At 55.1% G+C, this 20,667-nt stretch carries 19 protein-coding genes; 15 read left to right on the plus strand and 4 right to left on the minus strand.

What is annotated here, in order from left to right; all coding sequences use genetic code 11:
* Nucleotides 1–176: 176 nt before the first annotated feature.
* The 3 genes from ACW17M_RS01120 to ACW17M_RS01130 form a co-directional block, all read right to left on the minus strand.
* A complete protein-coding gene (locus ACW17M_RS01120; protein ID WP_457546770.1) occupies nucleotides 177–2,111 on the minus strand; it encodes a tripartite tricarboxylate transporter permease in 1,935 nt (644 codons plus the stop codon).
* Nucleotides 2,112–2,191: 80 nt separating this feature from the next.
* Nucleotides 2,192–3,307 carry a type 2 periplasmic-binding domain-containing protein gene (locus ACW17M_RS01125; RefSeq protein ID WP_141440301.1) on the minus strand — a complete coding sequence of 372 codons (1,116 nt, stop codon included), beginning with the start codon at nucleotides 3,305–3,307 and terminating at the stop codon, nucleotides 2,192–2,194.
* Nucleotides 3,308–3,378: 71 nt separating this feature from the next.
* The gene (locus tag ACW17M_RS01130) at nucleotides 3,379–4,494 is read right to left on the minus strand and encodes a 4-oxalomesaconate tautomerase (RefSeq protein ID WP_457546771.1); all 1,116 of its coding nucleotides are present in this window, start codon (nucleotides 4,492–4,494) and stop codon (nucleotides 3,379–3,381) included.
* Nucleotides 4,495–4,640: 146 nt separating this feature from the next.
* On the opposite strand from ACW17M_RS01130, the gene ACW17M_RS01135 reads away from it, so the two are divergent.
* Entirely contained in the window at nucleotides 4,641–5,549 is a 909-nt protein-coding gene (locus tag ACW17M_RS01135; RefSeq protein WP_141440303.1) for a LysR family transcriptional regulator, read from the plus strand.
* A gap of 253 nt (nucleotides 5,550–5,802) precedes the next feature.
* Here the strand turns inward: ACW17M_RS01135 and ACW17M_RS01140 are convergent, their stop codons facing one another.
* Nucleotides 5,803–6,705: a helix-turn-helix domain-containing protein gene (locus ACW17M_RS01140; RefSeq protein ID WP_457546772.1), complete on the minus strand. Its 903-nt coding sequence runs from the start codon at nucleotides 6,703–6,705 to the stop codon at nucleotides 5,803–5,805.
* Nucleotides 6,706–6,851: 146 nt separating this feature from the next.
* On the opposite strand from ACW17M_RS01140, the gene pobA reads away from it, so the two are divergent.
* The 14 genes from pobA to ACW17M_RS01210 all read left to right on the plus strand — a co-directional run bounded on the left by pobA (nucleotide 6,852) and on the right by ACW17M_RS01210 (nucleotide 20,659).
* Nucleotides 6,852–8,036, plus strand: a complete 1,185-nt coding sequence (gene pobA / locus ACW17M_RS01145; protein ID WP_457546773.1) for a 4-hydroxybenzoate 3-monooxygenase — start codon at nucleotides 6,852–6,854, stop codon at nucleotides 8,034–8,036.
* A gap of 421 nt (nucleotides 8,037–8,457) precedes the next feature.
* Nucleotides 8,458–9,498, plus strand: coding sequence for a TRAP transporter substrate-binding protein (locus ACW17M_RS01150; RefSeq protein ID WP_427770191.1), 1,041 nt, complete (start codon nucleotides 8,458–8,460; stop codon nucleotides 9,496–9,498).
* Nucleotides 9,499–9,572: 74 nt separating this feature from the next.
* Entirely contained in the window at nucleotides 9,573–10,049 is a 477-nt protein-coding gene (locus ACW17M_RS01155; RefSeq protein ID WP_427770192.1) for a TRAP transporter small permease, read from the plus strand.
* Nucleotides 10,046–11,335: a TRAP transporter large permease gene (locus ACW17M_RS01160; RefSeq protein ID WP_427770194.1), complete on the plus strand. Its 1,290-nt coding sequence runs from the start codon at nucleotides 10,046–10,048 to the stop codon at nucleotides 11,333–11,335. Before ACW17M_RS01155 ends, ACW17M_RS01160 begins: the two co-directional genes overlap by 4 nt.
* 84 nt (nucleotides 11,336–11,419) lie before the next feature.
* Nucleotides 11,420–12,577, plus strand: coding sequence for an amidase (locus ACW17M_RS01165; RefSeq protein ID WP_457546774.1), 1,158 nt, complete (start codon nucleotides 11,420–11,422; stop codon nucleotides 12,575–12,577).
* Complete coding sequence (locus ACW17M_RS01170) at nucleotides 12,561–13,706, plus strand: acyl-CoA dehydrogenase family protein (RefSeq protein ID WP_141440310.1); 1,146 nt, start codon at nucleotides 12,561–12,563, stop codon at nucleotides 13,704–13,706. The genes ACW17M_RS01165 and ACW17M_RS01170 overlap by 17 nt, the downstream gene beginning before the upstream one ends.
* Nucleotides 13,707–13,742: 36 nt before the next feature.
* On the plus strand, nucleotides 13,743–14,087 hold the full coding sequence (locus tag ACW17M_RS01175) for an IacB protein (RefSeq protein ID WP_141440311.1): 345 nt from the start codon (nucleotides 13,743–13,745) through the stop codon (nucleotides 14,085–14,087).
* 36 nt (nucleotides 14,088–14,123) lie between these two features.
* Nucleotides 14,124–15,398: an aromatic ring-hydroxylating oxygenase subunit alpha gene (locus tag ACW17M_RS01180; RefSeq protein ID WP_141440312.1), complete on the plus strand. Its 1,275-nt coding sequence runs from the start codon at nucleotides 14,124–14,126 to the stop codon at nucleotides 15,396–15,398.
* Between the two features lie 5 nt (nucleotides 15,399–15,403).
* A complete protein-coding gene (locus ACW17M_RS01185; RefSeq protein WP_339652525.1) occupies nucleotides 15,404–15,889 on the plus strand; it encodes an aromatic-ring-hydroxylating dioxygenase subunit beta in 486 nt (161 codons plus the stop codon).
* Entirely contained in the window at nucleotides 15,889–16,647 is a 759-nt protein-coding gene (locus ACW17M_RS01190) for an SDR family NAD(P)-dependent oxidoreductase (RefSeq protein WP_457546775.1), read from the plus strand. Before ACW17M_RS01185 ends, ACW17M_RS01190 begins: the two co-directional genes overlap by 1 nt.
* Nucleotides 16,648–16,663: 16 nt before the next feature.
* Nucleotides 16,664–17,620, plus strand: a complete 957-nt coding sequence (locus ACW17M_RS01195; protein ID WP_427770200.1) for a PDR/VanB family oxidoreductase — start codon at nucleotides 16,664–16,666, stop codon at nucleotides 17,618–17,620.
* Nucleotides 17,621–17,644: 24 nt separating this feature from the next.
* On the plus strand, nucleotides 17,645–18,193 hold the full coding sequence (locus tag ACW17M_RS01200; RefSeq protein WP_141440316.1) for a TRAP transporter small permease subunit: 549 nt from the start codon (nucleotides 17,645–17,647) through the stop codon (nucleotides 18,191–18,193).
* The gene (locus ACW17M_RS01205) at nucleotides 18,186–19,511 is read left to right on the plus strand and encodes a TRAP transporter large permease (RefSeq protein ID WP_427770203.1); all 1,326 of its coding nucleotides are present in this window, start codon (nucleotides 18,186–18,188) and stop codon (nucleotides 19,509–19,511) included. The genes ACW17M_RS01200 and ACW17M_RS01205 overlap by 8 nt, the downstream gene beginning before the upstream one ends.
* 119 nt (nucleotides 19,512–19,630) lie before the next feature.
* On the plus strand, nucleotides 19,631–20,659 hold the full coding sequence (locus ACW17M_RS01210) for a TRAP transporter substrate-binding protein (RefSeq protein WP_427770205.1): 1,029 nt from the start codon (nucleotides 19,631–19,633) through the stop codon (nucleotides 20,657–20,659).
* Nucleotides 20,660–20,667 lie beyond the last annotated feature (8 nt).

Consider the following 20,667-nt stretch of genomic DNA (forward strand, 5'->3'; position numbering starts at 1 on the left):
GAGCAGTAACTCTGGCGCTGAATCTGCAAGCGTTTTTGGATGCGTTCGATCAGCTGGCCTTGAGCGTCTTAAGGACATCGAGTGTGAAATCGGTAATCATGGTGTCTCCTGGTTTTCCATGGGTCGGCATTTTCAGCCCTAGCCGACCCAGAATTGACGGGTGTAACCGGCGGTTCTCAACCGAAAAGCCACGGGTCGATCAGCCCACTTGGATAGGTCAGTGTTAAGAACTCAGCCATGCCGACCAGGAAAACGGTGACTCCAAGCGCCATGCTAGCGGCGATCCAGGGTTTGAGCCGTGCGATCACCAGCAGGAAGGTGAGGCAGAATAGCGTAGCTGCGGTGATGAAACCGAGCAGCACCATTGTCGCCACCAGCGCAAAGAAACCGACCAGCCAGAGTCCTTGCTGACGCATAGCCTGGTTTTGCCACAGGGGTCGATGCATCACGCACCGCGCGATCTCCAGCAAGCAGGAAACGGCAAGAATCGCGATCGCCAGACGAGGCATGATGCCCCCGATCAAAGAGAGATCGGCAACATCTACCCAGGCGACGGCGGCGGTGCCAAGTAGCGTGACGAAAAGCACCACGTCGATCACACCCAGGCTGGGGGGCGCCGCTGCTGCAGCACCGTCGGTCTGACGGCGTTTGGCCCATAGAGAGCGCAGCATGGGAATTAACATCGCGCTAAGGATTAGGGCACCGATAATCAGCACACCGGGACGTTGGAAGGCGCCCATTCCCTGAAACTGGACTGCTTGGTAGAAGTAGGATTCGGCTCCTGGGGCAAGTACGAAGCCGATCAGGAATGCCGGACGTGACCAATTCGCCTGTTTGAAAAGAACCCCCAAGATACCGACCGCCCCGAGGGCGAGCAGATCGCCCGTGGCGCGCGTGGCCTGAAAGGCGGCAAACATGATCAGCACGGTGATCAGCGGTGCCAGAGTGACAAAGGGCAACCGGGTCAGGCTGGCTACCGGGCGAGCGAGAGCCAGACACAATGCAGCCCCCAGGATGTTGGCCAGAGCGAGTGACCAGATAATGGTGTAGGTCAGATCCAGGTGAGTCTCGATCATGCCGACGCCGGGCTGCAGGCCAAGCAGCAGAAGCCCGCCGAGGAAGACCGCAGCCGTACCTGAACCGGGCACCCCAAACAACAGGGTCGGTACCATAGCACCACAAGCGCAGGCATTGTTGGCAGACTCTGGGGCAATCACACCGCGGATATCGCCCTTGCCAAACTCCGACTTGTCTTTGGCGGTTTGAACCGCATGGCCGTAGGTGAGCCAGTCGACCACGGAGCCGGCCAAGCCAGGAATGGTGCCGACTAAACTACCGATACCCGCGCAGCGCGCAACGAGCCCACGGTTCTGGCCCACATCCCGAATGCCTTGCCGCCAGCCCTTGCCGAGCTTACAGGGCTCTTCGGCGATTGCACCGCGCTTGACCAGCAGGTCGATGATTTCGGGCAGAGCAAAAATCCCCAGGCCAACCACCACCAGTGGCAGGCCATCATAGAGATAGTCGAGCCCAAAGTTCATGCGGAACTCGCCAGTGGCCGGCGCCATACCAATGACACCCACCAGCAGGCCTAGTCCGCAAGCGGCAAGGCCCTTGAAGAGGTCTTGCCCTGAGAGTACAGCCACCATCGACAGGCCGAGCAGGGTCAACATGAAGAGCTCGGAGGAAGAGAACGAAAGCACCAACGGGCGCGCGATCAGGATGAATCCAGTCAGTACGACAGCACCGACCAGGCCGCCGATCATCGAGGATAGAAAAGCGCTCGACAGCGCACGGGCTGCCTGGCCACGCTTGGCCAGCGCGAAGCCATCGATCACCGTCGCCTGAGAGGCACTCGAGCCGGGAATTCCCAGTAGCACGGAGGCAAAGGTATCGCCAGTGGGAATCACTGCGACCAGGCCCATCAGCATGCCAAGAGCCACGGTCGGCTCCATGCCATAGAGAAAGGGGAGCAGCAGCGACATACCGGCGATGCCACCAAGACCGGGGATGATGCCGACAACAAGGCCGACAAGAACCCCCACGGTCATGAAGAGCAAATGGGAAACAGTGAATAACTGTCCCAAGCTGGAAAGAAGGATATCAAGCATGGCGTGTGGCTCTTGAGTTATTTAAAAAGAGGGAGCCCGGGGCTACCGACCCCGTCGGGGTCGGCACATCCCGCACCGCGTCAGATCTTGGCGCCGTGCTCCGACTGAAGCCAGTCGGCCAGCCATTCGCGGGTAGCATCATTGATGGACATAGCGTCGTCGAGATGGCGCTGTGCAGTGTCGCCGATGACTGGCGTGTACGGGCCCAACTGGGCTGCAGCCGCCTCCTTGAATGCCTCAGTACTTACGAAGTCGCGAGCCGCCTGCCGGTAAGTATCAATCAGGGCTTGCGGCGTTTCTTTTGGCACCATGATCAGCTTTTGCAGAGCATAGCCGGACGCGAAGAACTTGCGGAATGCTTCATAGGCGTCTCCTGTCGGTGCCTCGCCATGGTGCTCCTGGTAGACCTCGTTGAAGGTGGGCAGCTCGGGGAAGGCTGGGTCGCGGACGATCTCTCCCTCATCGTTCAGCATGCCCAGCGAGAAGAGTGGCACGGCCTTGCCGGACTCCACCAACGGCGTGACGTTGCTCAAGTAGGCAGAGGTGGTCTGGAAGTCGATGTCGGCTTCGCCACGTTCAAAGGCTAGGCGGCCCTCACCGCGGCTGCGCATACCGAACACCGCCTGTACATCAGCCCCCAGCATATCCAGAGCGATCAATACCGGAAGCTCGACGCCAGTGGGGTTCTGCGCCGCTAGCTTAACTGGTTGTGTCAGCAAGGCATCCAATGCCGCGTCGGCCGTCTCGCCCAAGCTGGGCTGGGCATAAACGACACCCCCGGTTGGCGTGGCCAGGATGGGAGTCCAATCGTTGTAGTCATAGCGAACGCGAGGGTCATCCAGCATGGCCGGATACTGAGTCGAGGCGGAGGTTCCCAGCCAATCACTGCCGTCCGTTTTGGCACGCAAGGCGAAGACGTTGGCTCCATTGATGGAACCGCCGCCGGGAACATTGTCGATCATTAAAGTCGGCTCTCCTGGTAGAGAATTGCTGAGCCAGGGAGAGAAGAAACGCGCCCAGACATCCGTACCACCGCCGACGCCAAATGGAATAGTCCATTTGATGTTACCTGGTACTTCGACATCCTGGGCCTGGGCAGAGGTCATTAAACTCAAGCCCGTGAGGGTAAGCCCCAGTAAAGCAGCTTTCTTGAGCCCAAGTGTGATGGTGGGGGCTACAATCTTTTGGGTTTTCATGGCGTTACTCCTAGCATATTGTCGTTGTCGTTATTAAAGATGAGTCGGATGAGAGGACCCAACTGTTTCTATTAAGTCAGTAAATCCAGCCTAGGCGTGGCAGGAAGCGAGTAGAAAATGGAACCACTCATGATTTTTCTGGCAGTGCGAATCAATGACACGCGGGTAATATCGCAGAAATCGTTATTACGGTGCTCAACGTCGATGTCGATGTAACCGGAAGGATGCTCCAGCTTCACCTGCGCCAGAAGCTTGCCAGGTGAAATTCGCTTGTTGTCTAACGCGATGCGATGGGCAATGGTGCCTGGGACACTGACCGCCGAGGCTAATGCGATGGCACCGGTCACGGCGATGGCCTTGTGGCAACGATGGGGCACGAAGTAGCGCGTGCACAGAGTGCTGCCGTTGTCCCGAGGCGCGGATAGGAGCACCGGTTTGGGCAACACACCTTGGCTGACGTCGCCCAGACCCATTCGCCGTCCAGCCTCCCGGCGAATAATCTCAAGCCGTTCGAGGGCGTTACGGTTATCATTCAATTCGGCGGGCTCTTCATCACCTCTTAGGCCTAGATCGGCGGCGTCTAACATGACAATCGGAGTCGCTGCGTCGAGACAACTAACAGCGACACCCTCAATCATGTCACAAGCCTGCCCAGTCGGCAGTAGGGCGCCCGTCTTGGTGCCGATAACGTTGAGGAAGCCGAGCATGATGCCGGCTGAGCTCCCCGGCACACCGCTGATGGAGGTATCGCCCTCGTAGGACACCTGACGGCCAGGTGTTGGCACATGGCACTCGATCAAGCGCTGGGTGTTCAGATTTCGAACCCGAACGAGAGTCGTTCCCTCTTGGGGTTCAACCAACCCGGTTTCGATTGCATAAGGGCCTACGGCGGAAAGCATGTTGCCGCAGTTGGGATTGAAGTCCACATGGTGATTCAGCACGTCGACTTGGGCGAATAGATAGTCGACGTCGGCCTCCGGGTCGGAAGAGCGTTCCACAATCGCGACCTTGCTAGTCAACGGGTCGCCTCCCCCAATACCGTCGATCTGTAGGGAGTGACCGGATCCCATCAAACTGAGCAGGATCTTGGCTTGAGCTTCCTGGCTACTGGGGAGATCACTCATGCGTAGGAAGGGGCCTCGGGAGGTGCCGCCACGCATGATCATGCAAGGAATGCTATTTAACATTGTTCATGCCCGTCTCTGAAAATCATGATCTGAGCATGTCAGTGAACATGTAATGCTTCAAATGCAAATAAAGAGCAGTTCTAATGTGTTTTTTGGATTAATGTGATAGCGTTATCAAATACATTACTTCGTGCAAGAATATACGTATGCAGCATCGGCTAGAATTTTTGGATCTTCAGGCATTCATTCAGGTGGCAGAGCTAGGCTCCTTCCACCAAGCAGCGCAGCGGCTGCATATCTCACAGCCCGCTCTGTCTCGGCGCATCCAGAAGCTTGAGGACTTGCTAGAAGTTGAACTGCTAGAGCGAACCACTCGGCGTACTCGCCTGACCCCCATTGGTGCAGATTTCCTGCCGCGTGCACGCCGCATGATTGAGGAATACGAGTCTTCAATTCTGGGGATACGCGAGCTCGCGACGCACCAGAAAGGCACCGTGACCATCGCCTGCCTACCCACCGCCGCTTTCTATTTTTTGCCCAGCGTGATCCGAGGCTTCAGTGAGGCTTGGCCGGGTATTCGCATTCGTATCCTCGACGTTAGCGCCAATGAGGGACTAGAGCGGGTCATCAGTGGAGAAGCAGACTTTGGCATCAATATGTTTAGTGCACAAAGCACCGAGGTTCGCTTCACTCCCCTTTTGCGTGATCCTTTCGTTCTCGCTCTGAGATCAGATCATCCACTTGCGGCAAAGGAAGATATTGGTTGGGCGGATCTCGAACAGGTCAGATTAATCACCGTCAGTCGAGATAGTGGCAATCGCACGCTATTGGACAATGCGCTTGCTGCTGAAGGTATACGCTTGAACAGCTTCTACGAGGTTCAACATCTTTCCACCTCGCTTGGTCTGGTGGAATCCGGTCTGGGTGTGGCGATCCTGCCTAGAATGACGATGCCTGGGGCGGATCATGACACCCTCTGCTCTCGGGAGCTTCCAGAGCCCCGCATTCAGCGCACCATTGGTCTAGTCAGAAGTAATTCGCACAGCATATCCAGCACAGCCCAGTTATTTATCGATATGCTTCTCGAACACTGGGGAAGCTCGGCTAGCTCCTAAAAGCATTTCAGTTTGGCAGTGATGTCTTTATTGTTAGCTCTTCTACTTTTCATATTGATTTAGTCTGAGCTAACAGTCGATCCATGGGGCTAAAAACCAACTAGATTACTCTTGTCTCTGAGTGTCCTCGTTCAATCCTGAAACAGGTGAGTTCATTTATGGGTACGTGTATGTGAGTGTAATTTTCTGCTTATAATAGGATTATTGCAAAACCATAACACCTTTCCATCAAGCTCTTAAAACGGTTTTGTTCTTATGATTGTGCTTGCTGCCGCAAGCGAAAATCCCGCGGTGAAAGCGTGGTGTTGCGCTTAAAAAAGCGCGTGAAGTAAGCCGGTTCAGAGAAGCCTAAGCTGTCAGAGACTTGGCCAATGGTCATATTGGTATAGGTGAGCTGGCGCTTGGCTTCCAGCAGCAAACGTTCATGCAGCAATTGCAGGGCGCTGCGCCCGGCGAGTTGGCGGCAGAGCATATTCAAGTGCGCGCTACTTACCCCAATCTGCTCGGCTAACTGTTCAATACTCGGCTGCTCGCGATAGTGCGCTTCGATTAGCGCTTGATAGTGCTCTAAATGCTGCCGCCCTTTGTCACTTTGGCGGGGGCCATAACGTTTTGTCGTGCTGCCGGTATAAGCACAAAGGCGCGATAGCTCGACCACCAAGGCTTGAATAAGTGCTTCGAGTAGGCTGTTTCGTCCAGGGGCAGGTTGGCGGTACTCCTGGTCGACCTGAGACACCAGTGTGGCAATTCGCTCGGCCCGATTGGACTGGAGTAGAGGGTAGAAGTCTGCTTTTTTTAGCGTACTGTTCTCACCCATTAACGCATGTAAGTGGTCTGCCAATGGCTTGGCCAGGGTAATGATGTGCCCCTGCACATCCGGTGAGAAGTGAAAGCCATGAATGGTCATGGCGGGCACCACGATAGCGCTGGTACTCTGCAGCTGATGGTTCGTTCCCTCCAGTTCTAACTCAACGCTACCTTGAGCAATAAACAGAATATGCACTAGATCGGCGTGGCGATGCGGGCGTATACGCCAGTCATGTAACTGGCTGCGCTCAGGAATGGATTCGCAGTGGAGCAAGTCTGGCGTGGGCCAATGCTGCGTCTCGCCATAGAGCTTAAATACGGGCACGGACGTTGCCGACGAGGCTGGCATCACCGGTATCTCCTATACGACTAAGGTGGGGTGAAAAAGCGCTAAATGTCCAATAATTGATCTAGATCATGCCTTATTATGCGGCGTGTTTCATTGAAAAATACAAGTCATAAGTTTTAGATAATGACAATGATGAGGCATCCCCTATGAAAACACAGGTCGCGATTATTGGCGCTGGCCCTTCTGGTCTACTGCTGGGGCAGCTACTCCATCGCCAAGGCATTGATAATGTGATTGTTGAGCGGCGTAGCGGTGAATATGTATTGAGCCGTATCCGCGCCGGTGTGCTTGAGCAAGGCATGGTGGACTTGCTGCGCGAAGCGGGTGTTGACCAGCGCATGGATGCAGAGGGCTTACCCCATGACGGTTTTGAGCTTGTTTTCGACAACCGCCGCGTGCGGGTCGCACTGGATGAGCTGACCGGCGGCAGTAAAGTCATGGTTTACGGCCAAACCGAGGTGACGCGGGATCTGATGGAAGCCCGCGCCGCCGCTGGCGCGACAACGCTCTACGAGGCGGAAAACGTGCAGCCCCACGACCTGGAGAGCGACCACCCCTACCTCACCTTTGAACATAACGGTGAAACGGTCAGGCTTGAGTGCGACTACATCGCTGGGTGCGATGGCTACCATGGCGTCTCCCGCCAGGCGATCCCTCAAAACCGCATAAAAGAGTTTGAAAAAGTCTACCCGTTTGGCTGGCTGGGTATGCTCTCGGATACGCCGCCGGTCTCCGATGAGTTAATTTACGCACGTCATGAGCGTGGTTTCAGTCTCTGTAGCATGCGCTCTGCCACTCGCAGCCGTTACTACCTTCAAGTACCGCTGGATGAAAAGGTAGAAGATTGGTCTGACGAACGCTTTTGGGAAGAGCTCAAGCGCCGCCTGCCTGACGAGGTGGCCACAAAGCTTGTCACCGGGCCTTCCATCGAGAAGAGTATCGCGCCGCTGCGTAGCTATGTAGTCGAACCAATGCAGTACGGGCGACTGTTTCTAGTCGGTGATGCGGCGCATATTGTACCGCCCACCGGTGCCAAAGGGCTTAACCTGGCCGCCAGCGATGTGAACACGCTCTATCGGCTAATGGTGAAGGTTTACCAAGAAGGCCGCACGGATTTGATCGAGCGCTATTCGCAAACGTGCCTGAAGCGCATCTGGAAGGCGGAGCGCTTCTCCTGGTGGATGACCTCCATGCTGCACAATTTCTCTGATGAGGAAGATTTCAACAGCCGCATGCAGTTGGCCGAGCTGGGCTACGTAACCAGCTCAAAAGCGGGGCTGACGACCATTGCGGAAAACTATGTGGGTTTGCCCTACGAACCGTTGGAATAGCATCTACCCTTTGTCCATTTATCCTCCTTGCCCAGGCTGATGCTTGGGCTTTTTTTGTGCCTTCTCGCTCAGTTTAAACGGCGTTTTCGTGGACTATTTCCGTGGTCTAAGTGAGTAATGGCGATGGGGCTTCCGCTTGAGCGTGGCGAATTAAAAGCGAGCAGATCCGCTCCAGTGTGCACAGTATTGGTGCGCTGTAATACTGGCCAAGGCATTCGACTATTTGGCTAGCCGACTAGTTATTGTTACTAAATCAATCTATCTTATTGATAATAATTGTTTTAATTTTAAACGGCGAGTTTTTTGCAGAATAAAAAATAGATTTACGCCTGGGTATTTACTTTACTTTTCATGTGATGTTGAATGTTTTCTGCTAGGATTACCTGACATTCAACACAAAAACAAATAGGGCTAATGACCAATGACCAGCCAAAAAAAGCTGTGGCTCGAAACTTCTCTCCGACTGACACGCTTGAGCGGCGTATGCGCTGGGGTGCTACTCAGCACCAGTGCGTTAGCGGATAATATCAACCTCAGCTATGCCTTCTTTGCGCCTTCCCAAACCTTTCCCGCCGTGCAGATGGAACACTGGGCGAAAGAGCTTAACGAAAGAACCGATGGCCAGGTAAACGTCAACACCTTCCCTGGTGGAACGTTGCTGACGGCTGCCAACATGTTCGATGGCGTCTTAAACGGTGTTGCCGATATCGGTCTCTCTGCCACCTCATACGAGCCGGGACGTTTTCCGTTACTCAATTTGGCCGGAAATCTAACGGGTATCGACGTGAATTCGCAGACAGCCAGCCAGGCAGTGTACGAACTGATCAAAGAGTTCCCTGCAGAAACGCTGGGCTTGGAAGAGTTTAAAGTCATTACGGCGTTCACCTCAGAGCCTGGCTACCTACATACTCAAGAATCAGTGACTTCGCTGGAGGATCTTGAGGGCCAAGAGATCAGGGTGCCAGGCGACAGTACAGCCGTTGTTCAAGCCCTTGGTGGCGTGCCTGTGGGTCTCACCCAATCGGAAACGGGGGAAGCCCTTCAGGCGGGTATCGTTAGTGGCTATGTAGGTTCCCGTGAGACGCTGATGGATCTGCAGTATGCCCGCAATGTGAGCTATATCACTGACTATCCTCTGACCAACGTTGTCTTCGTTGCGGTGATGAATCAGCAGCGGTGGGACGCTTTACCTGAGAACGTTCAGCAGGAGATCGATGCATTGGGTGCCGAAATGGCCTCCTATGCAGGTAAGTATCTAGATGAACACATCCAGGAATCCTTGACGTGGGCTGCTGAGAACCATGATCTTGAGCAGCTCTCCTTGTCCGAGGAGGAGGCAGAGCGCTGGTCGACCTTGCTGGAGCCCATCAATGAGCAACGGCTGGAAGAGGTGGCTGCTCAAGGGCTTCCTGCTTTTGAGTTGCGCGATCGGTTTATTGAGCTGATTGAACAAAACCAATAGTTGCCTACGCTTTTTGTCTGGGCGCATTTATTTGCGCCCAGTAAGCGCCATGCTGATAGACCTAGGTAGTTACCATGAATAAATTTAATTGGGTAATTAGCCGTCTCTTACTCTATGTAGCCGGCTCGGCATTACTAATGATGGTATTTTTGGTGGTCGGTAACATCGTAATGCGCCAAGTTAGCTCTTCATTTGGTGGTACCACCGAAATGGTGGGCTGGCTAACAGCAGTGGTAGTGTCGCTATCGCTCGCATACTCCCAGCTTACTAAAGCCCATATTGAGCTGGACTTGCTGGTCGAACATTTGCCCCCCCGTCTGCAAAGCGTTCTCTATGTCTTGGTCTCAGGCGCAAGTTTTTTATTCTTCTCCATGGTGGCTTGGAAGCTTTGGGAGTATGGCTTTAGCGCTATGCAAAGAGGCTCTTTATCGCAAACACTGCGTATTGCGTTTTATCCCATTGTTTATCTAGTGGCACTAGGGTTTTCTGCTTTTTGCTTGGTTCTTTTAGCAGACTTTTTGAGTAGTCTAAAAAAGGTGGTAACACAATGAGTATGACGCTGGTAGCTTTGTTAGGCGTACTCTGTTTGTTTCTTCTTATTTTGTTAAAAATGCCGATTAGCTTCGCCATGTTCATGGTGGGTTTTTTTGGCATGCTTTACATGACTAGCCCTATTGCTGCGTATAACGTTATTAGCTCAGGAATCTGGGAGCAGTTATCGGGTTACTCTCTTAGTGTCATACCCTTATTTATTTTTATGGGGGAATTGCTGTTTCGCTCGGGGATAACGGAAAAGATATTTGCAGCTGCCTATGCCTGGATAGGCCATTTCCGTGGCTCCATGGCCACAACGACGATCCTTAGCAGCGCAGGTTTTGCAGCGGTTAGTGGTTCGAACACGGCCACGGCAGCCACTGTCGGCACCATTGCTCTCCCCGAAATGAAGAAATTTGGCTATAGCCGCGCGCTCAGTGCAGGCAGTGTCGCGGCGGGGGGCACCCTGGGGGTCATCATTCCACCAAGCTCTGTGCTGATTGTTATTGCGCTACAAGCTGAGCTGGCCATTCGCGACCTGTTTCTGGCCAGTATTGTCCCTGGGCTTATCCTGGTCGTGCTGTTCATCGCGACGATTGGACTACTCTGTCGGCGTCGCCCCGATATGGGGCCAGCAGGTGTGCGTTCGAGCTGGTCCGTAAGGTGGCGTTCGCTGAAAGGTATTATCGAAATTGGTGCCCTGTTTACACTGGTACTGGGGGGGCTATTTGCGGGCTGGTTCACCTCAACAGAAGCTGCTGCGGTGGGCTGTATTGGCGCAATGCTGATTACCCTGATACAAGGAAAGCTCTCTTGGGCAGTCTTGAGTGAGGCCATCGCTAATGCACTCAAATCATCGGCCATGATCTTGATGTTGGTTGCTGGAGCGGTCATTTTCGGGCGTTTTCTTACCATCACAAGACTGCCTTTCATGGTGGGCGAGTGGGCGGCGGCATTGCCCTTGCCAGCCATAATGGTAATGGCCTGTATTCTGCTGATCTATGTGATCGGCGGAGCGCTAATGGATGCGATGGGATTTTTAATTATCTCAATCCCGATTTTCTTTCCCGTAGCGCTTGCCTTGGGTTACGACCCAATCTGGTTCGGCGTGGTGGTATGTATCGTTACCAGTATGGGGGCGATTACACCGCCGGTGGGGGTGAACGCTTTCATTGTAAAGAGCTTGGATGCAGAGTTACGAATGGGTGAGACATTCCGTGGTGTAGGTTACTTCATACCTCCTTATCTGCTGTGCATTGCCTTGCTGTTGGTTATTCCTCAACTTGTATTGTTCGTCCTTTAGCGTTTACCCGATTATATAAATGGTTATAAATTTTATGCCTATTTACTTGAAGTTTCATGTGATAAGTCTAGCGAGGTGGCTGAGGTGACTATATTGACATCGAGGTTAAGCCTGGGGCAGGGGCCGCGCAAAGTGGTCGTCAAAGATACGATCGATATCGCCGGTTTCCCCACCTGTGCAGGATCCGCTGCCCTTGCTGACACACCGCCAGCCGTGGCCCATGCAGAGATCGTCGAGCGGACGCTCAAAGCGGGATACCACATCGTGGGGAAGGCCAATCTGCATGAGCTGGCGTTTGGTATGACGGGCATCAATGCTTGGGCTGGCACGCCAGAGAATCCGCGCTACCCCAGCCTTATCCCTGGCGGTTCTTCCAGTGGGTCGGCCGCCTCGGTGGCCGCTGGTCTTGCCGATATTGGCATTGGTACAGACACCGGTGGCTCTATTCGCGTCCCCGCTGCTTGCTGTGGTGTCTACGGTCTTAAGCCCACCTTCGGGCGCTTGAGTCGCCAAGGTGTTATGCCATCGGAAAGTAGCCTCGATTGCGTAGGCCCCTTGGCTTGTGACCTTCACGTACTGATAGCTTTCATGGCGGCGATTGACCCTCACTTTCAGTCGTCAATGGAGGGGGCCGCTCCTGTACTGGGGTGTATCGGCGTGAGTGCCGAGCAGGCCATTTGGGCAAGCATCGAGGAGCAGCTTAGCCTTTCTGGCCTGGCGCGTGGGGATATCGCGTTGCCCCTTATGGCCGAGGCGTTCGAGGCTGCCATGGTGATCATTAATCGTGAAACTTTCCGTGCCTGCGAAGCGTTGCTTGCCACTGGCAAGGTGGGCGCGGATGTCGATCAGCGTTTGCAGGCCGCTGCCGCGACGACCGATGCCGAGCTAAAGGAGGCGGAGCGCATACGTCGTGCCTTTACCGCCGAAGTAGATGCAGTGCTAGAGCGGCATGATGTCCTGGTGCTGCCAACGTTGCCGCATTTTCCCATGACCGTTCAGGATGCGTTTTCGGGCCACCAGGATTTGAAAATATCGTCCCTTGCGCGGCCCTTCAACCTATCTGGGCATCCCGCCTTATCGATCCCTCTTGAGTCTCAGCAAACATTGCCTGTCTCCATGCAACTGATTGGACGTCGTGGCGATGACGCGGGTGTATGCAGGGCTGCTTTGCAACTCATGGGTCGGGTTTCGTCAGCGGGAGAGGAACAAAAAAAAGGAGTGAATCATGCAACAACACATTGATAAATCACAGTGGGGAGGCGAGGAGCGTTTTGATGCGCTGCTTGAGTCAATCCGATCCCGGCGCAAAGAACTCGAGGAGTTGCGCCATATCCCCATGGACATCATTGACGAGTTCAAAGCCATTGGCGTCTATCGCGCCATGGTACCTGCCACCTACGGCGGTGATGAGAAGTCGCCCGCCGAGTTCCTGAAAATGGTCGAAGCGATCTCGGCGGCGGATGGCTCCTCTGGCTGGGTAGCGAGTTTTGGCATGAACCCCGCCTACTTGGCCGCGTTACCCGAGGAGACCCTAAAGGAAGTGTGGGGGGATTCCCCTGACATCGTCTTCGCTGGAGGGATTTTTCCACCCCAACCCGCTGAGCGGGTCGATAACGGTTTCCGTATCAAAGGGAGATGGAAATTTGCCAGCGGTTGTATGGGGGCATCGCTATGTGGCGTGGGCATTCTCCCCGCTGAAGAAGGTGCTCTGCCACGCATGGCAGTGCTGCCCCGCGACCAGGTGAAGATCGACCCGACCTGGGACATGTTGGGCATGGTAGCCACCGGCAGCCACGACCTCGTGGTCGAGGACGCTTATGTTCCAGAGGCCTGGACCTTTGTGCGCGGCGGCAAGCCCAACGTCGATACCGCCTTCTTCCGCTACCCATCACTCTCCTTCGCCGCTCAGGTGCTGGCAGTGACTACCCTGGGCTTGGCCCGGGAGGCACTGGATATCGTCCGCGCCATGGCCGGTGGGCGTAAATCAGTCACCGGTGCCCCCAATCTGGGTGAGCGTGAGTATGCCCAGATTGCCCTCGGCAAGGCCGAGGCCAAAGTTCGCGCCGCCCGCGCCTTCTTCTACGAGAGTACCGACGCCGCCTGGGCAAGCATTCAGGCCGGGGGCGAGCCAAGCCGTGAGCAGGTCAACCTGCTGCGACTCTCTACCACCCATTTGACCCAGGAGTGCGCCGAGTCGATTCGCAGCGTATATCAGATCAGCGGCATGACTGGGGCCGACAACGGCCACCCCCTGTCGCGAATCCTGCGCGACTCGCAGCTGTGTACCCAACACGCCTTTATGGGCGAGATCACCTGGAAGAATGCCGGCGCCATATTCTTCGGCCACGATCCTTTACCGGGCTACCTATAACCGCCCTACGTAGTTTAACCAACGGAGATCAACACTATGCATCGCGTACTTTTCTGCATCGGTATCAACCAAAATTTCATGAACGCTACGGCCGAGGAAGGCAAGCAAGTCTGGCAAGCCTTCAGCCAGATGATGCAAGGCATCGATGAACTTCCTGACGTCACTATCCTGGGGATCATGGATGACGACCGCATCATGGTCGGCCCTTCCACCACCGCCCCCTGGACCGCCTACATCATGGCCGATGTCCCTGATTACGAGACTGTTGTAGCCGCCTGCAACTTCTTCCGCACCATCCCGGTGGGGGATGGCACCTATAAGCTCTGGAAATACGCCCGTGTCGAAGCGCGTATCGGCCGTGAGTTGGTGGTACCTGAATAAAGACAGCATTAGCTGGCTAGGCATGAGGAGAACAAAATGAACCAATTAATCGACGTCAAAAACATCGCGCTCGAACCAGATCAACTGGTCAATAACGATAAGATTGCGACCCCGATGTACACCAGCTCGGCGCTGTTTGAGCAAGAGCAAGAGAAGATTTTCCGTAACACCTGGGTATGGGTAGCGCATACCAGCGAGATCCCCGATAAGGGGTCTTTTAAGCTGTCCAAAGTAGGTCGTGAACCGGTCATCGTGGTACGTGACCGTAAGGACAATATCCATGTAATGGTTAATCGCTGCCGCCACAGGGCAGCGACGGTGTGCGAGGTTCACAAGGGCAAGACCTCATCTTTCCAATGCCCTTATCACGGTTGGGGCTATGGACTCGATGGCAGCCTGCGTGCTTTGCCGAATCCCGAACAGTATGGCGATGATTTCGATAAGTCACAGCATGGGATGCTCAAGCTACGCGTTGAAAGCTATCAGGGCATGGTCTTCGCCACTTTCAACGAGGGCATTGAGCCATTGGAAGACTTCCTTGGTGCTGCCAAGAAGTGGATCGATCTGTTTATGAAACAGGGCGGTGGATACCCTGTAAAAACCCTTGGCGAACATCAGTTTTCGGTGCCAATGAACTGGAAGGTTCAGCTCGAGAACACCACCGACGCCTATCACTTTCCGATCGTGCATAAGTCCTTCCTGCAATCCCTCGATGAGGAAGCCGAAAAGACGTTCACCTTCCTTGATGGCGAAGGCTTCGTTGAAGACCTGGGTAACGGTCACTCCGTCATGGTCATGATTCCCGAACTCGTCGATCTAGAGGAGGACCTCGATCGCAAGATTCCAGAGCGTTTTGCAGAGCTGGCGCAGGCGCTGCGCGACGAAGGCTACCCGGAAGACCAAGTCCGTCGCATTGTGCGCGCGGTAGGTGGCTCCGGGTTCAACCTTAATCTGTTCCCCAACGTGGCGTGCTCAATGGCCTTCTTCCGGGTGTTGACGCCGGTTGCTGTCGATAAAACTGATATTCGCCACATTGCCATTGGTATGGAGGGAGGTCCCGACATCGCCAATCGCGTACGCCTGCGCTTGCATGAACACTTTCAGGGCCCCATGGGCTTTGGTTCTCCCGACGATGCCGAGGTCTGGGAGCGAATCCAGCGGGGGGTCGATGGCGGTGCCGAACTACCGATTCTGGTCAATCGTGGCATCGAGAAGGAAGTGCCGGGCGAGGCAGGGCCACGTGGTCATGTATCGGATGAAACGGGCATGCGTGCCGCCTATGCGATGTGGAAACGGATGATGCAGGAGTGAACGAAATGAACACAATCGACAATGAAAGCCTGCTCTGGCAGGTCACGCAGTTTATCTGGCACGAAGCGGCGATTCTGGACGCAAAAGAGTACGACGCTTGGCTTGATCTGTGGCAGCCAGAGGGCTTGTACATCATTCCTATCGAGGACGCCGACGATTACGCGGCAGTGCTCAACCTCTGTTACGACGATGACAAGATGCGCCGGGATCGTATTAAACGCTTCCAGGATGGTTTCTCGATCTCTTCGGCACCCCCTGCCGTCACCGTACGCACCTTGTCTCGTTTTGTGATCGATGCCGTCGATGGCAATACGGTTGTCGTTTCATGCGCGGAGCACCTGGTTGAAGACAAGTTTGGGCGTCAGCGCATTTGGGCCGCCAATGTGCGCTACACCCTCACGTCCTCCGATACCGGCTTCCGTCTTCAGGAGAAGGTGGTTCGTCTACTCAACTCTGATGGAGTGCTGAATTCGTTCAGCTATTTGTTCTGATGAGCGTACCACTACCCGACAAAATTCAGACCGCGGTGGTGACCGGCGGCGCACGTGGACTCGGGGTTCACATCGTACGCGCACTGCATAAGGCGGGGTTTCGTGTCGTTATCACCGATATCGACACCGGACCCGCCGAAGCGCTGGCATCCGAGCTCGACCTGGCCGGGGAAACCGCGGTGACCGCAACCCTCGATGTCGCCAAGCCAGAGGATTTCCAGTGCGTGCTGGACAAGATTGTCGCGCGCTGGGGCAGTTGCGAAGTGCTGGTCAATAACGCAGCCCGAACCGCTGTACAGGGAGTGTTTGATATTGACCCAGCCCACTTTAACGAAGTGATGACCACCAACGCTGGCAGTGTCTTTGCCGGTTGCCAGATCTTTGGTCGCCACTTCAGAGAGCGTGGCTATGGGCGCATCGTCAACCTGGCGTCGCTGGCAGGGCAGAACGGCGGTACCGCCACTGGCGCTCATTATGCAGCCTCCAAGGGCGCCATTCTGACCTTGACCAAGATTTTCGCCCGCGATCTGGCGGCGGACGGGGTGACCTGCAACGCCATTGCGCCGGGGCCGCTGGATACCCCGATGGTGCGTGAGGTACTCGGTGACCATCTGGATAAAGCGCTTGCCAATATCCCCGTAGGCCAGCTGGGCTCCCCTGAGCTGGTCGCGCAAATGGTGAGCTTTCTTGCCAGCCCTCAGGCGGCTTTTGTAAACGGTGCCTGCTGGGACGTCAATGGCGGCATTTACATGCGCTGAGCATCTGGAGATGACAATGCAAGATGACATCATGACCCTGCACGTTGTGCGCCGCGATATTCATACCAATGAGATCGCAGTGATCGATCTGGCTGCTGAGAGTGGCGCTGATCTGCCTGCCTTTGAAGCAGGCGCCCACATTGATATTCACCTTGATGAAGGGCTGGTGCGCCAATACTCGCTGAGTAATCCCCCAGGGGAGCGCCACCGTTATCGGCTCGGGGTGCTGCTCGACCCCGCCTCTAGGGGAGGATCCAAGGCAGTACACGAACGCCTACACGAAGGTGTCCAGGTGAAGGTTGGCGTGCCACGCAATCTATTCCCACTGGATGGATCGGCACCGCATAGCCTGTTGGTGGGCGGTGGCATCGGTATTACGCCAATGATTGCCATGGCGTACGAGCTGCGCGATGCCGGACGCTCCTTCGAGTTGCATTACTGCTGCCGTGGGCGTGAAAAGGCAGCTTTTATTGATGAGCTTGAGTCTGCCTTTGGCGATGCGTTAGTAATGCACTTCGATGATGGGGAGGCCTCCCAGCGGCTGGAAATAGAGACGTTGCTGGCGTCACAACCCGCCCATACCCACCTCTATGTATGTGGTCCCACCGGTTTTATGGACTGGGTGATTAATGCCGCCCGTCAGGCGGAGTGGCCGCAGAATCGTGTGCATTCAGAGTACTTCTCTGCAGAAGTGGATACCAGCGGCGCCGCATTTGAAGTGGAGGCGGTTGCCAGCGGCATCACCGTTCAGGTGGAAGAGGGCATGTCCATCGCCCAGGCGCTCAAGGCGGCGGGCGTCAAGGTCAATGTTTCCTGTGAAGAGGGGGTTTGTGGCACCTGTATCTGCGAGGTGCTGGAGGGCACTCCCGATCACCGTGACCACTTTCTCAGCGAAGAAGAAAAGGAAGATAACGACCAGATTGCCGTGTGCTGCTCCAGGGCTAAAAGCGCACGCCTAGTCATTGACCTTTGATCCGCCAGCGTAAAGGGAAACCGCATGCATGCCGTCAAAACAAGACTATGTGAGCCGATTCTAAACCTGTGTGGCCTCTGCCTGTTACTGATCGCCTTTGTCATCGGTGCGGGGGTGTTGATGCATTTGTTTGGAGTGTCGCAACTCATTGCGTTTGAAACGCCCCATTGGCTGGTGGGGGGAGCAATTACGTTCAACTCTTTGATGGGGTTACAGGTACTGCTTTTTGCAGTGGCCATCATGATGGCCATCGCCCCGGTCTTACTACTGGACCGGCACGTTAGGGTTGATGTGTTCCACTCCCGTTTATCGGCACGCTATCGGCATGCGATCGATATTGTCGGGCATGCACTGTTCGGTATTCCTTTCTTTGCGTTGCTACTTCTTCCCGCCTATCGATTTGTCGAGCGCGCCTACTTGACCAGTGAGCGCTCGACAGATGGGGGGCTGACGGACATATACGTTATCAAGGCCACCCTGCCTATCGGTATCACCCTGTTTTTGGCGGTGCTGGTATATCTGTTAGTGAAACGAACTTGGTTATTTATATCAGGGAGCTCGGATCATGCTTGAACTCTGGCTGCCTCTCTCCATGGTGTTGCTGCTATTCGCGGGTATTTTGTCGGGCTATCCGGTGGCACTGGTGTTGGGTGGGGTGTCGGCCATTTTTCTGCTGTTTTCAGATCTCCCCTTGGCCTTCTCCAATCTCATGTTGACGCGCGTGTATGCGAACGCGCTGAGCAACTGGCTCTACGTTGCCATCCCGATGTTCATCATGATGGGGTTGCTGTTGGAGCGAACCGGCTTGGCCCGTGATGCTTTCCGCGTCAGTGAACGCTTGCTGCGCAGGCTTCCTGGCCATCTCGCGCTGACGGTGCTGTTCATCGGCGGGTTGATGGCAGCAACTACTGGCGTTGTTGGCGCTTCCGTTGTCCTGCTGGCGGTACTGGCGCTGCCTCGAATGCTCGATGCTGGCTACTCAGCATCGGCGTCGGCGGGGCTCATTTCAGCCTCGGGCACGCTAGCCATTCTGATGCCGCCTTCCGTTATGCTGATCATTCTATCCAGCCTGGTGTCGGTACCCGTCGGCCATCTGTTCAAGGCTGCCTTGATCCCGAGTGCTTTGTTGCTACTGCTCTACACCCTCTATTCGCTTGCCCTTGCATGGGGGCAGCGGCATTCGCCTTTAACGGATATCAAACGCCCAGATGAGCAGCAAGGTGGCGGCGTTGGGCGCAACCTGCTGGCGTTGTTCCCTTTCCTCGTACTGATCCCCATCGTACTGGGGACCATCGTCTATGGGGTGGCGACGCCTACGGAGGCCAGCGGTGTGGGCGTGCTGGCGGTGTTGGGGTTTGCCGGTGTCATGCGGAAAATTGATGTGGAATCGGTAATGACAGCGGCGAGAGAGACCGTGGTATCGACTGCCATGATTATGATGTTGGTCATTACGGCGACCTGCTTCTCGCTAATTTTTAAAGGGGTCGGCGGTGATGGCTTGATTCGCAGTAGCTTGGGGCTGATGGGGGGAGGCAGCTGGAGCGTGTTAATCCTCATCCTGTTGCTGGTCTTCGTGCTGGGGTTCTTCCTGGACTGGTTGGAAATATCCCTGATCCTGATGCCTATCTTTGTGCCTATCATCACCCAGCTGGAACTGTCGAATGGGCTTACCGGTGGAGCGCTGCTGGTGTGGTTTGCCATTCTGTTTGCTATCAATTTGCAGACTTCCTTTCTCACTCCCCCGTTCGGCGTATCGCTCTTCTATTTGAAAGGGGCCGTGGGTGATCGCGTTGCCACTCTGGATATTTATCGAGGCGTACTGCCCTTCATCGCCATCCAGCTGTTCGTCTTGCTACTGATTCTGCTGTTTCCGGGGCTGCTCATGCTGTAAGTCGTTGCATCAACCATCACCGCACAGAACTTATCGACACAGAACTTATCGACACAGAACTTAGGAAATGGAACTTAGGAAATAGAACTTACTAAACAAATAGAACAGGAGTGAACACCATGACGTTGTCTTTGAAGAGCACCATTATCGGTACTGGAGCGTCGCTGCTCGCCTCCACCGCGATGGCCCAGAATTTGACCCTGCAATCCGCTTTTCCCTTCAGTCTTGAGGTCATCGATACCTCAATACATCGCTTTGTCGAGGATGTCTCCACGGCGACCAACGGGGAGCTGACCTTCACTCCTTATGATGCCGGATCCTTTTCGCCCCCGTTCGAAATTCTGGAGAACGTCGGTAACGGCAGCCTGGACGCAGGTTGGTCGGCCGCCAGCTACTGGGCAGGTCAGATTCCAGCCGCCGCGCTGTTTCAAAGCATTCCCTTCGGCCCTGATGTACCGAAGTACCTGTCCTGGCTATATGGCGGCGGCGGTCTCGAACTGTGGGAGGCGCTGTACGCACCCCATAATGTCGTACCGATTCCCTGCGGCAGCATGATCTCTGAAGCGGGCGGATGGTTCACCGAGGAAATCACCAGTGTTGAAGACCTCAATGGCATGAGCATGCGCATTAGTGGTCTGGGTGGAGAGGTGATTAGTCGCTTGGGAGTGTCGCCAGTTTCCATTCCTGCTGGCGAGACGTTTCTCGGGCTTGATACGGGGCGCATTGGTGCCGCTGAGCTCAGCTTTCCCACCATTGATACCAGTGCGGGCTTCTTTGAAGTTGCCAAGCACTACTACTTCCCTGGCTGGCATCAGCCCGGCAGCCTCAATGAACTGCTGGTTAACGCTGACGTCTGGGCTGGCTTGGCAGAAAGCCAGCGCTTGGCCGTGCGCAATGCCTGCAGTGATTTGAGCATTCGTATGTTTGCCCACGATATGCAGGCCCAATCCGCCGCCCTGGAAGAGTTTCGCAGCGCTGGAGTAACCGTTGAACGCTTCCCTGAAGAGGTGTTGGCTGCCTTGCAGTTGGCCACAGAGGAGGTGCTGGAAGAAGCGGCTCAGCGTGATAACGACTTTGCCGACGTCATTGAGTCGTATCAAAACTTTAGCGAGCGCTATGACGAGTACCGCGAGCTAACCGCTTTTTAACCACCCCG

The organism is Vreelandella sp. 2A-K22, from assembly GCF_054065485.1.

Excerpts from the sequence above, each read along its gene's own strand:
- ACW17M_RS01190 (WP_457546775.1), top strand. The coding sequence starts at position 15,889 with ATGAGCGTACCACTACCCGACAAAATTCAGACCGCGGTGGTGACCGGC.
- ACW17M_RS01210 (WP_427770205.1), top strand. The coding sequence starts at position 19,631 with ATGACGTTGTCTTTGAAGAGCACCATTATCGGTACTGGAGCGTCGCTG.
- ACW17M_RS01130 (WP_457546771.1), bottom strand. The coding sequence starts at position 4,494 with ATGTTAAATAGCATTCCTTGCATGATCATGCGTGGCGGCACCTCCCGA.
- ACW17M_RS01155 (WP_427770192.1), top strand. The coding sequence starts at position 9,573 with ATGAATAAATTTAATTGGGTAATTAGCCGTCTCTTACTCTATGTAGCC.
- ACW17M_RS01205 (WP_427770203.1), top strand. The coding sequence starts at position 18,186 with ATGCTTGAACTCTGGCTGCCTCTCTCCATGGTGTTGCTGCTATTCGCG.
- ACW17M_RS01150 (WP_427770191.1), top strand. The coding sequence starts at position 8,458 with ATGACCAGCCAAAAAAAGCTGTGGCTCGAAACTTCTCTCCGACTGACA.
- ACW17M_RS01185 (WP_339652525.1), top strand. The coding sequence starts at position 15,404 with ATGAACACAATCGACAATGAAAGCCTGCTCTGGCAGGTCACGCAGTTT.
- ACW17M_RS01135 (WP_141440303.1), top strand. The coding sequence starts at position 4,641 with ATGCAGCATCGGCTAGAATTTTTGGATCTTCAGGCATTCATTCAGGTG.
- ACW17M_RS01120 (WP_457546770.1), bottom strand. The coding sequence starts at position 2,111 with ATGCTTGATATCCTTCTTTCCAGCTTGGGACAGTTATTCACTGTTTCC.
- ACW17M_RS01170 (WP_141440310.1), top strand. The coding sequence starts at position 12,561 with ATGCAACAACACATTGATAAATCACAGTGGGGAGGCGAGGAGCGTTTT.
- ACW17M_RS01180 (WP_141440312.1), top strand. The coding sequence starts at position 14,124 with ATGAACCAATTAATCGACGTCAAAAACATCGCGCTCGAACCAGATCAA.
- ACW17M_RS01160 (WP_427770194.1), top strand. The coding sequence starts at position 10,046 with ATGAGTATGACGCTGGTAGCTTTGTTAGGCGTACTCTGTTTGTTTCTT.
- ACW17M_RS01200 (WP_141440316.1), top strand. The coding sequence starts at position 17,645 with ATGCATGCCGTCAAAACAAGACTATGTGAGCCGATTCTAAACCTGTGT.
- pobA (WP_457546773.1), top strand. The coding sequence starts at position 6,852 with ATGAAAACACAGGTCGCGATTATTGGCGCTGGCCCTTCTGGTCTACTG.
- ACW17M_RS01125 (WP_141440301.1), bottom strand. The coding sequence starts at position 3,307 with ATGAAAACCCAAAAGATTGTAGCCCCCACCATCACACTTGGGCTCAAG.
- ACW17M_RS01175 (WP_141440311.1), top strand. The coding sequence starts at position 13,743 with ATGCATCGCGTACTTTTCTGCATCGGTATCAACCAAAATTTCATGAAC.
- ACW17M_RS01140 (WP_457546772.1), bottom strand. The coding sequence starts at position 6,705 with ATGCCAGCCTCGTCGGCAACGTCCGTGCCCGTATTTAAGCTCTATGGC.
- ACW17M_RS01195 (WP_427770200.1), top strand. The coding sequence starts at position 16,664 with ATGCAAGATGACATCATGACCCTGCACGTTGTGCGCCGCGATATTCAT.